This is a genomic window from Geodermatophilus sp. SYSU D00705, from assembly GCF_054050135.1.
The window spans coordinates 75,470-89,066 of the sequence record NZ_JBJGYT010000010.1; the positions used below are offsets into that span (position 1 = coordinate 75,470).

Sequence of the window (13,597 nt, forward strand, 5' to 3'; positions counted from 1 at the left end):
CCCCGCTGCTCCCCGCCCCTCGCACGCTCGCGGCGGGGCCCTGCAGGGGGCCAGGAGCCGAGGGGTGACCCCGCTGCTCCCCGCCGCTCGCACGCTCGCGGCGGGGCCCTGCAGGGGCCGCCCCGTACGGCACGAGGTAGGCATCTCACCCCATGGGTGACCACCGTGCACCGCGGTGCGGCGGCAGCCCCGTCCACCGGCTACGTTGCGTCACATGCGTGGCGGTCCTCGGGTTCTCGGCATCGTCCTGGCCGGCGGTGAGGGCAAGCGGCTGGCCCCGCTCACCGCGGATCGGGCGAAACCGGCAGTGCCGTTCGGCGGCAACTACCGGCTCATCGACTTCGTGCTGTCCAACCTGGTCAACGCGGAGGTGCGGCAGATCGCCGTCCTCACCCAGTACAAGAGCCACAGCCTCGACCGGCACATCACCACGACGTGGCGGCTGTCGCAGATGCTGGGCAACTTCATCACCCCCGTGCCCGCGCAACAGCGGCTCGGGCCGCGCTGGTACACCGGCAGCGCCGACGCGATCTTCCAGAGCCTGAACCTCATCTACGACGCCCGGCCCGACATCGTCATGGTCTTCGGCGCCGACCACGTCTACCGCATGGACCCGGCGCAGATGATCGACCAGCACGTGCAGACCGGCGCGGGGGTCACCATCGCCGGCCTGCGGGTGCCGCGGGTGGAGGCCACCGAGTTCGGCGTGATCGACGCCGACGCCGAGGGGAAGGTGCGCGGCTTCTTGGAGAAGCCCGCCGACCCGCCGGGGCTGCCCGACTCCCCGGAGGAGAGCTTCGCCTCCATGGGCAACTACGTGTTCACCACCGAGGCCCTGCTCGAGGCGCTGCGGGCCGACGCCGAGGACGAGAGCTCCGCCCACGACATGGGCGGGTCGATCATGCCGATGCTGGCCGAGGCCGGCGACGCGTGGGTCTACGACTTCTCCACCAACATCGTCCCGGGCGCCAGCGAGCGCGACCACGGCTACTGGCGGGACGTCGGGACGATCGACTCGTACTTCGACGCGCACATGGACCTCGTGTCGGTCACGCCGATCTTCAACCTGTACAACGACCGCTGGCCGATCCTCACCCTGCCGCCGCAGCTGCCCCCGGCGAAGTTCGTCCTCGGCGGCCGCGCGGAGGAGTCGATGGTCAGCGCCGGCGCGATCATCGGCGGCGGCTCGGTGCACAACTCGGTGGTCTCACCGGGTGTGCGCGTCGAGCGCGGCGCGCGGGTCGAGGACAGCGTGCTCATGGACGGCGTCTTCGTCGGTGAGGGGGCCTACGTCCGGCGGGCCATCCTCGACAAGAACGTCGTCGTCCCGCCGTGGGCGCGCATCGGGGTCGACCTCGACACCGACCGCCAGCGCTACCACGTGAGCGCCGGCGGGGTCACCGTCCTGGGGAAGGGCGCCCGCGCGTTGGTCTGAGCGCTCCACCCCCGCCTGTGCATGATCATGCATCGGCGTGCATACTTCTTCCCGTGTCCAAGGTCCTCACCTCCCTCCCGGTCGGCGAGCGCGTCGGCATCGCCTTCTCCGGCGGACTCGACACCTCGGTGGCGGTCGCGTGGATGCGTGACAAGGGCGCGGTGCCGTGCACGTACACCGCCGACATCGGCCAGTACGACGAGCCGGACATCGCCTCGGTGCCCGGTCGCGCCGCCGCGTACGGCGGGGAGATCGCCCGCCTGGTCGACTGCCGCGCCGCCCTCGTCGAGGAGGGGCTGGCGGCCCTGACCTGCGGGGCGTTCCACATCCGCTCCGGGGGGCGCAGCTACTTCAACACCACCCCGCTCGGCCGGGCGGTCACCGGCACCCTGCTGGTGCGCGCCATGCTCGAGGACGACGTCCAGATCTGGGGCGACGGCTCGACCTACAAGGGCAACGACATCGAGCGGTTCTACCGCTACGGCCTGCTGGCCAACCCCTCGCTGCGGATCTACAAGCCGTGGCTGGACGCCGACTTCGTCACCGAGCTCGGCGGCCGCAAGGAGATGTCCGAGTGGCTGCTGGCCCACGACCTGCCCTACCGGGACAGCACGGAGAAGGCCTACTCCACCGACGCCAACATCTGGGGCGCCACCCACGAGGCCAAGTCGCTGGAGCACCTGGACGCCGGGGTCGAGATCGTCGAGCCGATCATGGGCGTGCGGTTCTGGGACCCCGCCGTCGAGATCCCCCACGAGGACGTCACGATCGGGTTCGTCCAGGGCCGCCCGGTCAGCATCAACGGCAAGGAGTACGCCTCCGCCGTCGACCTGGTGCTGGAGGCCAACGCCATCGGCGGCCGGCACGGCCTGGGCATGTCCGACCAGATCGAGAACCGCATCATCGAGGCCAAGAGCCGCGGCATCTACGAGGCGCCCGGCATGGCGCTGCTGCACATCGTCTACGAGCGGCTGGTCAACGCCATCCACAACGAGGACACCCTCGCCACCTACCACAGCGAGGGCCGGCGCCTCGGCCGGCTGATGTACGAGGGCCGCTGGCTGGACCCGCAGTCGCTGATGCTGCGGGAGTCGCTGCAGCGCTGGGTCGGCATGGCGGTCACCGGCGAGGTGACCCTGCGCCTGCGGCGGGGCGAGGACTACTCGATCCTCGACACCTCCGGACCGGCGTTCAGCTACCACCCGGACAAGCTCTCCATGGAGCGGACCGAGGACTCCGCGTTCGGCCCGGTGGACCGCATCGGCCAGCTGACCATGCGCAACCTCGACATCGCCGACTCCCGCGCCAAGCTCGAACAGTACGCAGCGATCGGCATGGTCGGCGGCGTGACCCCGGCGGCCGTCGGTGCCGCGCAGGCGGCCTCGACCGGGCTGATCGGTGCGATGGCCGCGGGCGGCGCCCAGGCGATCGCCTCGCGCGGGGCGGTCTCCGAGGAGGACGAGCTGCTCGACCGCGCCGCGATGGAGTCCGGCACCGACTGACGGCCGGCCCGGCGTCGCGACCTCAGCGGCGCCGGGTCGCCACCAGCAGGCCTGCCCCGATGGGGAGGACGGCCGAGGTCAGGGCCTCGTGCTCGCGCACGGTGCGGGCCAGTTCCCGCCAGGTGACGGTCTGCTCGTCGCGGGCGGTGCGGTCGGCGATGCGGTCGCCCTCCAGCAGCCCGTGGCAGGTCAGCGTGCCGCCCACCCGCACCAGGTCGAGCAGGGCGTCCAGGTGCCGGGCGTACTCGGTGGGGGGCCCGGCGCAGACGACCATGTCGTAGGCGCCCGGCGACAGCCGCGGGAGCACCTCGGCCGGGGTCCCGAAGATCATGCGCGTGCGGCCGGCCGGGTGGCCGGCCTCGACGAAGGCCAGCCGGGCCGCGCGCAACTGCTCCGGGTCGCCGTCCAGGGCGGTGAGGACGCCGTCGGGGCGCATGCCCTCCAGCAGCCACAGCCCGACCACCCCGGCGCCGCTGCCGATCGAGACGACCGCGCGGGCACCCCCGGTCGCGGCGAGGACGGCCAGCGAGGCGCCGACGGCCGGCTCGAGCGGCGCGGGGCCGCCGAGACGGGCCGCACGCGCCCGGGCCGCGACCAGGGCGGGGGTCTCGGTCGCGAACCGGTCGGCGTAGGCGGCGCCGTCCCTGCCCGGCCTCGGTCCGCTGCTCATCACCGGCCGAGGGTAGTGGCCCACTCCCGGTGACCGTCCGCGACCGGCGGGGCTGTGAGCTTGCTGTGAACGGGAACACCGGGTGGCGCACCGCCCGTTGATCACGACGTGCGCCCCAAGCGAGCCGCCCCCGCCCGACCCGCCGACGTGGGAGGGCAGGGAGCGGCCTCCGTCTGCGATCCTGGACCCGTGTCCGATGCCCCTGTCCCCGCGCAGCCGGCCGCCGTGCCCGACGCGCCCGGCGCCGAGGCGTGGGTCGCCCCCACCTGGGAGCAGGTCGTCCGCGACCACTCCGCGCGCGTCTACCGGCTGGCCTACCGGCTGTCGGGCAACCCGCAGGACGCCGAGGACCTCACCCAGGAGACGTTCGTCCGGGTGTTCCGCTCGCTGGCCGACTTCTCGCCCGGCACCTTCGAGGGCTGGCTGCACCGGATCACCACGAACCTGTTCCTCGACATGGTGCGGCGCCGGCAGCGGATCCGCTTCGACGCCCTGCCCGAGGACACCGAGCGCCTGCCCGGTACCGCGCCCAGCCCCGAGCAGGTCTACTCCGACACCCACCTCGACCCGCAGGTGCAGGCGGCGCTGGACGCGCTCTCACCGGAATTCCGCGTCGCCGTCGTCCTGTGTGACATCGAGGGCCTGACCTACGAGGAGATCGCGGCCACCCTCGGCATCAAGCTCGGCACGGTCCGCAGCCGCATCCACCGCGGCCGTGTCCAGCTGCGCGAGGCCCTGGCGCACCTGGCCCCGCGCCGCCCGGTGGCCGCGGAGGGGAGCGCGGGGTGAACATCCCCGAGAGCCACCTGGCCCAGGAGGCGATCGCCGCCCTGGTGGACGGCGAGCTGGCCGGCGGCCCCGCCGGCCGCGCGGCCCGGCACCTGACCGGCTGTGCCCAGTGCCGGATGGCCGTGCAGGCCCAGCGGGAGGCCAAGGACGCGCTGCACACCTGTGCCGAGGTCGCGGTGCCCGGCGACCTGCTCTCGCGCCTGCGCGCCATCCCCTTCACCGCCGACGTCCCCGGCACCGGCGGCGGGCTGAGCGCCGGGCCCGAGCAGCTCACCGTGTCCGGCCCCGCCGGCTCCTGGTCGGTGCCGCTGGCCCCGCCGACGCCGCCTCCCGCGCGGCCCGGTCAGGCCCGCTGGCTGCGGCGCGGGGTCGCCGGAGCGCTCGCCGGCCTCGGGCTGGGCGTCACGGTGCTCGCCCTCGGGCTCCCGGTCGACGGTCCGCACGGCGATCGCCGGGTGCCCTCGTCGGTCGCCGGTTCCCCGCCGGAGCAGCGCACCCAGATCGCGCCGCCGGTGGTCCGCACCATGACGGCTGACACCGCAGCCGTCCGCCCGGGCGGAACGCCCTGAACACCCGTCCCGACGCCGCGACCGGGGAGGTCCCACTGCCCGAGAACCCGGAGACCCCCGAGGAGTCGCGGCCCGCCGACACGGCGCCGGCGCCCGACGAGGTCTTCGCGCGGCCCCGGGCCGGTGTCGGGGGCTTCGACCCCCCACCGGGTGACCCCCGCCCCGCCGTGCCTCCCCCGCCCGCACCGAGCCCCGCCCAGCAGGCCGCGTTCGGGCGGCCCACCGCCGTCGACGGCAGTTTCGCCGGTGACCGCCCCGCCCCGCCGCCGCGCCCGCTGCCGCCTCCGCCGCCGGAGGCGGTGCTGCGGGCCTTCGCGCCGCCCGGACCGGTCCGGCGCGGCCTGCAGGAGCCGCCCGGCGGCCGGCCGGAACGCCGCCGGACCGCGACCGGTCCGTGGTGGAAGCCCGACGCCCGCTCCGACCCCTGGCGGGACCCCCACGCGCCCGCCGCCCTCACCGGCCCGGCGGTCTTCGAGGAGCCGGAGGACCAGCCCGGCCCGGTCGTCGTCGACGGGAAGGGCCGCCGGAAGCTGCGGCTGCGCGACCTGTCGATCCGCCTGTCGGTTCTCGTCGTCCTCGCCGTGCTGCTCGTCGGCGCGATCGGCGGCGGCGCCGGCTACCTGCTGACCCGCACCGCCAGCGAGACCCCGCTGCTCGCCCCCGGCACCCAGCTCAACGAGACCAGCGAGGGGGTCGCCCGCGAGCCGGGCTCGGTCTCCGACATCGCCGAGCGGGTCACGCCCGCGGTGGTCTCCGTCGAGGTCCGCCTCGGGGAGGCCGGCGCCACCGGCTCCGGCGTGGTCGTCGACGGCGAGAACGGCTACATCATCACCAACAACCACGTCATCTCCGGCGCCGACGGCGTCGAGGGTGCCGAGATCCGCGCGGTCTTCTCCGACGGCAGCGGCTCGGCGGCCCGGATCGTCGGCCGCGACCCGGCCAGCGACGTCGCCGTCCTCAAGGTGGAGAAGCCCGGCCTGCTCACCGCGGCCCTCGGCGACTCCTCCGACGTCGTCGTCGGTGACCCCGTCGTCGCGATCGGCTCCCCGCTGGGCCTGGCGAGCACGGTGACCACCGGCATCGTCAGCGCGCTGGACCGCCCGGTCCGGCTGTCGGGGGAGGGCAGCGACACCAACGCCGTCATCAGCGCGGTGCAGACCGATGCGCCCATCAACCCGGGCAACTCCGGCGGCGCGCTGGTCAACGGCTCGGGCGAGGTCATAGGCATCAACACCGCCATCGCCTCCCTCGGCGGGGGCAGCGTGGGCCTGGGCTTCGCGATCCCGATCGACTCCGCCCGGGACATCGCCGAACAGCTGATCAGCACCGGCCGGGCGGTGCACGCCGCGCTCGGGGTCAACGCCCGCTCGGTCACCGACGGCACCCGGGACGGCGCGCTGGTGGTCAACGTCGAGCCCGGCAGCGGCGCGGCCGAGGCCGGCATCCGGGAGCAGGACGTCATCATCGCGGTGGGCGAGGACCCGGTGGGCAGCTCCGAGGAGCTCGTCGTCGCCGTCGACGCGCACGAGCCGGGGGAGACCGTCCGCATCGAGCTGGTCCGCGGGGGCTCGTCGACGACCGTCGACGTCACCCTCGACGAGGCCTGAGACCCCGGCCACCCCCCCGGATCGGGGCACTGACCCGGCGCTCCGACGCGCCTAGGCTGGACAGCCGTGGGCGGCAGGGGCGCCCGCGGGACGACGGGAGCGGTTTCGTGTTCGACTCGATCGGCTGGGGCGAGATCATCGTCCTCGCGCTCGCGGCGCTGTTCATCTTCGGCCCCGAGCGGCTGCCGCACCTGGCCAAGGACGCCGCGACCGGCCTGAAGAAGGTGCGCGAGGCGATCACCGGCGTCCGCGCCCAGGTGGACGAGTCGCTGGGCGACGACCTCGCCAAGCTCCGCGACCTCGACCTGCGCCAGTACCACCCGAAGACGTTCATCCGGAACCAGCTGCTCGCCGACGACGACGCGCCGTCGGTGCGCCGCGGCAGCGCGACCGGTTCGGCCGGGCTCGCCCGGGCCGGGGCCGGCGCCACCGTGGCCGGCCGGAACGCCGTCCGGTCCCGCGACGCGGCCACGCCGCCCCCGTTCGACCCCGACGCGACCTGAGGCGATGACATCGTCGGCCTACCGGCCGACACCGCGGCCAGGTGCCGTCCCCCTGCTGAGCTGAGCCGCTGCCCGTGTCCCGGTCGGGAGACCCTCCGGGCCCCCGCGACCGGTCCACCCGCGGCCAGGTGCCGTCCCCGGCTCCATTGCCGGGGTTCCTCGTGCACTGCCGGCTCTACAACGCCCGCAAGGCGCGGGGAACGCCCGCAGTGCCCGTCCCGGACACGACAGAGGCCGGTTCCCCTCGCGGGGAACCGGCCTCTGTCGTCGATCAGGTCAGCGGCGGACGGGGGTGAGCCCCAGCGACATGCCCGACAGCCCGCGCTGGCGGGTGGCCAGCCCGTCGGCGATCGCGGTCAGCGCCTGCGCCGCCGAGGACTCGGGGTCGGCGAGCACGACCGGCGCACCGGCGTCGCCGGCCTCGCGCACGCGGGTGTCGAGCGGGATCTGGCCGAGCAGCGGCACCCGGGCGCCGAGGGAGCGGGTCAGCGCGTCGGAGACGGTCTGACCGCCGCCGGACCCGAAGACCTCCACGCGGGAGCCGTCGGGCAGGTCCATCCAGGACATGTTCTCGATGACGCCGACCACCTGCTGGTGGGTCTGGGTGGCGATCGCCCCGGCCCGCTCCGCCACCTCGGCGGCGGCCAGCTGCGGCGTCGTCACGACGAGGATCTCGGCGTTGGGCAGCAGCTGGGCGATGGAGATCGCGACGTCGCCGGTGCCGGGCGGGAGGTCCAGCAGGAGCACGTCGAGGTCGCCCCACCACACGTCGGCGAGGAACTGCTGCAGCGCGCGGTGCAGCATCGGCCCGCGCCACACGACCGGGGTGTTGCCCGGGGTGAACATGCCGATCGAGATGACCTTCACGCCGTAGGCCTGCGGCGGCATGATCATGTTGTCGACCTGGGTCGGCTTGTCGTCGACCCCGAGCATCCGCGGCACCGAGTGGCCGTAGATGTCGGCGTCCACCACGCCGACCGACAGGCCGCGCTTGGACAGCGCCGCGGCCAGGTTGACCGTGACCGACGACTTGCCGACGCCGCCCTTGCCGGAGGCGACGGCGTACACGCGGGTCAGCGAGCCGGGCTGGGCGAACGGGATGACCGGGTCGGCGGCGTCGGTGCCACGGACGGTGCGCCGCAGCTCGGCGCGCTGCTCGTCGTTCATCACGTCGAGGGCCACCTGGACGGCCGTGACACCGGGGACGGCGGAGACGGCCTGGGTGACGCGGTTGGTGATCGTCTCGCGCATCGGGCAGCCAGAGACGGTGAGGTAGACCTCGACCCGGACGGTGCCGTCCTCGGCGATCTGCACGTCCTTGACCATGCCCAGCTCGGTCAGCGGGCGGTTGATCTCCGGGTCCTGCACGGTGGCCAGAGCGGCGGTGACGGCGTCGAGCGCCGGCGCGCCGGTCAGCGGGGCGGACATCGTTGCGTCTGTCTCCTTCGACGGGGGACCCGGTCGGTCCGCCGCGAGGGGCGGGGACCTGCGCACACGGGTCTCCTGCCACTGTACGGCGGCCCACCGGCCCAGCCCGCCGTCCGAGGAGTGATCCGGTACGCACGGAGGCGCTCACTACCCTGGCCGCGTGTCCGACCAGCGTTCCGCCACCCTGCGCGACGCGATCGGGCTCGGGGTGGCCGTCGGCCTCTACGGCGTGGCCTTCGGCGCCGCGGCCGACGCCGCGGGGCTGGACCTCTGGCAGGCGATGACGATGTCGCTGCTCATGTTCACCGGCGCCTCCCAGTTCGCCCTGGTCGGTGTGCTCGGCGCGGGCGGCGGCGTGCTGGCCGCCGTCGGCAGCGCGCTGCTGCTCGGCACCCGCAACACCGTGTACGGCGTCCGGCTGGTGCCGCTGCTGCGGCCGCGGGGTGCGGTGCCGCGGCTGGGGACGGCGCACTGGGTCATCGACGAGACGACGGCGCTGGCCATCGCCGCCCCCGACCGGGGCCTGGCGCGGCTGGCCTTCCTGGCCGGCGGCGCGACGATCTTCCTGATCTGGAACCTCACGACGGTGGTCGGCTCGCTCGGCGCGGCGGCGCTCAGCGGTGCGGCGCTGGCCGCGCTCGACGCCGTCGTCCCGGCCGCGTTCCTGGCCCTGCTGTGGCCGCGACTGCGGCGGCCGTTCCCCGAGGCGGCGGTGCAGCGGCGGGTCGCGCTCGGGGGCGCGGTGGTGGCGCTGGCGCTGACGCCGTTCGTGCCACCCGGCGTGCAGGTCATCGCCGCGGTCGTGGCCGTCGCCCTCGCCGGTCGGCCCCGCGCGCGGGTCGCTCCGGAGGGCGCGCAGTGAGCGGCACCGCGCTGTGGGTGGCGGTCGTCGCCGGGTCGCTGGGCTGCTACCTGCTCAAGCTCGCGGGGCTGTCGGTGCCGGCGGCGTGGGTGGAGCAGCCGTGGGTGGCGCGGGTCGTCGACTTCGTCCCGGCCGCGCTGCTGGCTGCGCTGGTCGCCGTCCAGGCCGCCACCAGCGACGGCGCGATCGTGGTCGACGGGCGGCTGGTCGGGCTCGCCGTGGCCGCGGTCGCGCTGGCCCTGCGGGCGCCGTTCATCGTCGTCCTGGTGCTCGCTGGGCTCGCCGGCGCGCTGGTGCACGTCCTGACCGGCTGACCCACCTCGGCCCGCTGGAGGCCGGAGCGCGCCGTAGAGTCCCCGCACGTGTGATGCACGCAACAGTCGCAGGGTGTCGTGCGCCTGTGTCGGGGGAGAGGTGCAGCCATGAGCCACGGCCCAGTGCCGGGAGGTGGTGCTCCTGCCACGTCGTCCGCCGACCCGACGGCGCCGTTGTCGGACCTGTGGTCGCTCGCGGTCCCGTCCACGCCGCCCCGGGTGTCGCGGGAGGAGTCGGCGCGGGGGCTGGCGCTGCTGGACCTGTCACTGCGGATGAACCACGTCACGCGCATCTCCGAGCGGCTGACGTACCGCGAGAGCGGCTATCTCGCGCGGGACGTGTCGATGGACGTCGACCTGCGGGCACTGACGACCGACCAGGTGTCCGCTCTGCGCCTGCCCGTCGACCACGCCCAGCCCCCTGAGGAGTCGATGCGCGGCCACGTCTGGCTGCCGATCGCGCGTCAGCCGCGCCAGGACATCGCGCCCGTGGTGGTGCGGGACGGGCAGGGCAACGTCCTCCCGCGGCTGACGGCGCTCCGTTCCGCCCGGAACCTCTCCGCGGGCCTCATCAGGCTCTTCCGGATGCTCCTGGACGCCCATCCGGACGGCCAGGTGCGGGGGACGGCGCTGCACGCACTGCGGCACTCCCAGAACCGCGCGAGGTGGCTGGTCGAGATGGCGATCGCGCACGCGGTCGACGAGTCCGGCTCGGCGCACGCGCGGTCCCTGGAGGAGATGAGCCAGCGGGCGACCCGCGAGCCCCTGCACCGCGACCCCGGCAGCCCACCCTTGCTGGAGTCGGATTCCTACAGCATCCGACTCGCCGCGCAGAACGGCCTCGAGGCGCTCCTCGGTGTCGACCACCCGTTCTTCAGGCTCCTCGACTTCGCCGTCCGCGAGCAGTTCCTCGTCGTCCAGGTGCCGTTCACCGACGCCGGGTTCACCGTGCAGTACGAGCTCCCGCGGTTGTCCCCCGTGCACAGCTCGCACCGGCTGGCGAGGTGGCTGCGGGGCTTCCGGCCGGACTCGGGCGTTCTGGTCGGCACGTTCGCGACAGAGGTGCCCAGGGAGGTGGAGTCATACCACCTGGAGCTCGAGGTCGACGAGGAGGTGCACGTCTCCCGATTCGCTCTCTGCACGGACGTCGACGCACCCCTGGTCACCTCCATCACTCAGGACTGTGCCGCTCTCGCTCACCACTTCGACGCGCTACGGGTGCGCCCGGATCCGCGGGACGCCGGCTCCATCGCGCGCAAGCTCCTGGAGACCGAGCTGCAGAGCGTCGCCTCGAAGCTCAGCGAGCTGGCGCGCCGGCGGCTCGCTGACCGGACGGCGTATCTCGAGTACTACCGCACCAGCGTGCGCTCCTTCGGCTACGAGCCGGAAAGGATCCCGGATCCTGGCCTGTCCCAAGAGGAGGCCCTGGCGCGACTGGACGTCCCGGCGCTCGCGCTGACCGACCTGGCCGCCTTCGCCGGTCACTACCACGCCGACGCCTACCGGCAGCTGGCGTTCAGTGCCCTGACGGCGGGCACGCTGAGGAACGTGGCCCGGGTGCTGCCCGACCTCCAGCTCGGCGACGACGTGGTCGCCGATGACGACCCCCGCGAGCACGGCGCTCACGTCCACTGGCGGCCACGCTTCGTCGAGTGGACCCGGCGCAGCGCAGAGCCCGTCTCAGCCCGTGCCGTGTTCGTGCTGACCGACGAGACGCCGTCTCTGGTCGGCTCCGTACTCAAGTTCATCGGGTGCCTGGCTCTCCTCGTCGGGTTCGTCGTGACCACCGCGACCCGGTCGACCGACTGGCTGCTCGACTGGCGCGTGGGGAGCGACGCCCGGATCGCGTTCGAGAGCAGCGACGCGGTCGTCGCCGCGCTGCTCGTCGTCCCTGGGCTGCTCGCGACCAGGCTGCCGCTGCCACGGACGAACTCGGTGCTGCACCACCTTCGCGCCTACCAGACCCGGCTGGCCTATCTCGCGATCGGTGTGACCGCGGTGCTCGCCCTGACCATCGCCGGGACCGACGACCCCTCGAGCCTCCTGTGGGCCTTCCGGGCGGCGGCCGGCGGCCTCCTCCTCCTGCTGGCCCTCAGTGCGTGGGAGATGTTGCTGCGGCGCCGGTTGCGCCGTCAGCGCGTTCCGCTCGTGCCGGCCCTGCCCGCCTGGCTGCGCCAGGAGATGTCCGGTAACGGCCGGGGGGAAGTCGGCGCGGTGGACGTCCGGTTCGACGGCAAGGGCGTGATCTAGGTGTTGGGCGATCTGGACCGGCCCGCCGAGCTGGTGCGCATCGCCGCGCGGTCCGCGGCCGCGGGCAACTCCGCCGTCAGGTTGCAGGTGCTGCACTCCGGCCCCGACCGCGCCGGGACGGCCACGTCGACGGCCCGGCCGGGCGCACGCCCCGACCAGCTCCCTGGGGAATCCGGCGGGGACGGGCTGGCGGCGCCGTTGTTCGGCGTGGAGGAGACGAGGGCGCCCGGGCCGGTGGAGGCAGCCGATGCCGACACGGGGCGGCTGGACGGGTTCGACGGGCCGCACGAGGAGTTCCTCTTCTCCGCGCTGCGGTGCCGCATCGAGGTGACGACCTGGCCCGAGGTCAGGCGTGACCCGCGTGAGGTGACGGTCTTCGAGACCGGCAGGTTGCGCGGGCGGAAACAGGGCCGGCGGTACGTGGGGACGGCCGTGCCCAACCCCGGCTTCCTCTTCGAGAACGCCCAGGGCGTCGAGGTGCTGCTGACCTACGGGGCGCGCGGTTGGCGGCCCAGCATCCGCGACAGCCTCTTCCTCACCGCAGCCCTGAGCACCCTATCCCACCTCGCCGCCCACGTGGCCAAGGCGCCGATCCTCTTCATGCAGACACCGGTTGCCCCCGCCACGGAAGCCGCGGGTGACGGCAGCCGGGAGGCCGGCCGCCCGGCCAACGGGCACGCGATCCGGCTGTCGGTGGGTGTCGGCCGCCACCAGTCCGACGCGCGGATCGCCTTCCTCGACGCCGTCGACCGCTTCGCCGCCGAGTGGGGACTGTCGTTGTACGTGGGCGATCGGCGGGTACGCCGCATCCGCGGTGAGTGGTCCCAGGTCCGGGCGGGCGACCCGGCGACCTTCAGCACCGCGCGCGACACACGGTTCGGGGTGCTGCCCGACGACAACCCGACGCGCCTCGTGCTCGCCACCGCCGTCGGACCGGCCCGGGTGGGCTCCTGCCACGCCATCGCGGCACTGCTGCAGCAGGAGGGGATCGGGGTGGTGTCGGCGGCGGCGTCCTCGTTGTCGGAGATGGCGGTGATCAACATGCTCCTCGCCGTCTCCCCGACCGCCGAGGACAGGATCGTCCGGACCTCGGGAGGGAGCGTGCGGTCGGTCGAGAAGGGGATCAGCCAGCTGAGGGGCATCTGTTCCCTGGGCGACTTCACCGACACCGGAGGGGAGTTCGGTGGCGACCTGAGGCCTGCCGCCGGGTACCAACTGCTCCGGAGCGAGCCCTACGTGGCGCCTCCCATGGCCAAGCCGTTCGATCCGCTCGTCGGGCCCTACCCGCTCTGGGCGGCATGGGACCTCCCGGCCAGCACCCTGACCCAGGGGCAGATCCTCGACCTGCTCACCGACTTCCTCACCGCCGAGGACGTCGAGGCCGAAGTCGCCTACGCCCGGACGCGCCGGGTGGACGACGGGCGGCTGCGGGGGCGGGCCAAGGTCGCGCTCACCCTCAGGCCTCTCGCCCGCATGGAGACCGCGGTGACGCTGCTCCGGGGCCTGTCCGAGCGGGCGGAGGAGTACGTGCGCGCCAGCTTGGACGCCAACGGGCTGGACCCGGAGGAGTGCCGACTGCGGATCACGTCGCGGGAACGCTGGCTGGGCCGCTGGTACCTGCCGGTGTAGCTCGCGGACGCCGCCGGCGCGCTGGTGCACGTCCTGACC

The 13,597-nt window shown here is 74.1% G+C and carries 12 protein-coding genes; 10 read left to right on the forward strand and 2 right to left on the reverse strand.

Annotation, left to right across the window (positions count from 1 at the left end; genetic code table 11):
* Positions 1-214: 214 nt before the first annotated feature.
* Positions 215-1,435: a glucose-1-phosphate adenylyltransferase gene (gene glgC / locus ACI78Q_RS10475; protein ID WP_456923282.1), complete on the forward strand. Its 1,221-nt coding sequence runs from the start codon at positions 215-217 to the stop codon at positions 1,433-1,435.
* A 53-nt stretch (positions 1,436-1,488) separates the two neighbouring features.
* Positions 1,489-2,937: an argininosuccinate synthase gene (gene argG / locus ACI78Q_RS10480; protein WP_456923283.1), complete on the forward strand. Its 1,449-nt coding sequence runs from the start codon at positions 1,489-1,491 to the stop codon at positions 2,935-2,937.
* 22 nt (positions 2,938-2,959) lie between these two features.
* Here the strand turns inward: argG and ACI78Q_RS10485 are convergent, their stop codons facing one another.
* Positions 2,960-3,607: an O-methyltransferase gene (locus ACI78Q_RS10485; protein ID WP_456923284.1), complete on the reverse strand. Its 648-nt coding sequence runs from the start codon at positions 3,605-3,607 to the stop codon at positions 2,960-2,962.
* A 189-nt stretch (positions 3,608-3,796) separates the two neighbouring features.
* Between ACI78Q_RS10485 and sigE the strand changes: the two genes are divergently transcribed.
* The 4 genes from sigE (at position 3,797) to ACI78Q_RS10505 (ending at position 7,075) form a co-directional block, all read left to right on the forward strand.
* The gene (gene sigE, locus ACI78Q_RS10490) at positions 3,797-4,396 is read left to right on the forward strand and encodes an RNA polymerase sigma factor SigE (RefSeq protein WP_456923285.1); all 600 of its coding nucleotides are present in this window, start codon (positions 3,797-3,799) and stop codon (positions 4,394-4,396) included.
* Positions 4,393-4,965, forward strand: coding sequence for an anti-sigma factor family protein (locus tag ACI78Q_RS10495; protein WP_456923286.1), 573 nt, complete (start codon positions 4,393-4,395; stop codon positions 4,963-4,965). The genes sigE and ACI78Q_RS10495 overlap by 4 nt, the downstream gene beginning before the upstream one ends.
* A 167-nt stretch (positions 4,966-5,132) precedes the next feature.
* Positions 5,133-6,572, forward strand: a complete 1,440-nt coding sequence (locus ACI78Q_RS10500; protein ID WP_456923288.1) for a S1C family serine protease — start codon at positions 5,133-5,135, stop codon at positions 6,570-6,572.
* 107 nt (positions 6,573-6,679) lie between these two features.
* Entirely contained in the window at positions 6,680-7,075 is a 396-nt protein-coding gene (locus ACI78Q_RS10505) for a twin-arginine translocase TatA/TatE family subunit (protein ID WP_456923289.1), read from the forward strand.
* Between the two features lie 276 nt (positions 7,076-7,351).
* Here the strand turns inward: ACI78Q_RS10505 and ACI78Q_RS10510 are convergent, their stop codons facing one another.
* Entirely contained in the window at positions 7,352-8,503 is a 1,152-nt protein-coding gene (locus ACI78Q_RS10510; RefSeq protein ID WP_456923290.1) for an Mrp/NBP35 family ATP-binding protein, read from the reverse strand.
* A gap of 160 nt (positions 8,504-8,663) precedes the next feature.
* On the opposite strand from ACI78Q_RS10510, the gene ACI78Q_RS10515 reads away from it, so the two are divergent.
* The 4 genes from ACI78Q_RS10515 to ACI78Q_RS10530 all read left to right on the forward strand — a co-directional run bounded on the left by ACI78Q_RS10515 (position 8,664) and on the right by ACI78Q_RS10530 (position 13,558).
* Positions 8,664-9,365: an AzlC family ABC transporter permease gene (locus ACI78Q_RS10515; RefSeq protein WP_456923291.1), complete on the forward strand. Its 702-nt coding sequence runs from the start codon at positions 8,664-8,666 to the stop codon at positions 9,363-9,365.
* Positions 9,362-9,679 (forward strand): AzlD domain-containing protein, encoded by a 318-nt coding sequence (locus ACI78Q_RS10520; protein ID WP_456923292.1) that lies wholly within the window; start codon positions 9,362-9,364, stop codon positions 9,677-9,679. Before ACI78Q_RS10515 ends, ACI78Q_RS10520 begins: the two co-directional genes overlap by 4 nt.
* A gap of 108 nt (positions 9,680-9,787) precedes the next feature.
* The gene (locus ACI78Q_RS10525; RefSeq protein WP_456923293.1) at positions 9,788-11,929 is read left to right on the forward strand and encodes a hypothetical protein; all 2,142 of its coding nucleotides are present in this window, start codon (positions 9,788-9,790) and stop codon (positions 11,927-11,929) included.
* Positions 11,930-13,558, forward strand: a complete 1,629-nt coding sequence (locus ACI78Q_RS10530) for a hypothetical protein (protein WP_456923294.1) — start codon at positions 11,930-11,932, stop codon at positions 13,556-13,558.
* The last annotated feature ends 39 nt before the right edge of the window (positions 13,559-13,597 follow it).

Coding starts and splice junctions, on each gene's coding strand:
- glgC (WP_456923282.1), top strand. CDS start 215: ATGCGTGGCGGTCCTCGGGTTCTCGGCATCGTCCTGGCCGGCGGTGAG.
- ACI78Q_RS10485 (WP_456923284.1), bottom strand. CDS start 3,607: ATGAGCAGCGGACCGAGGCCGGGCAGGGACGGCGCCGCCTACGCCGAC.
- ACI78Q_RS10525 (WP_456923293.1), top strand. CDS start 9,788: ATGAGCCACGGCCCAGTGCCGGGAGGTGGTGCTCCTGCCACGTCGTCC.
- ACI78Q_RS10510 (WP_456923290.1), bottom strand. CDS start 8,503: ATGTCCGCCCCGCTGACCGGCGCGCCGGCGCTCGACGCCGTCACCGCC.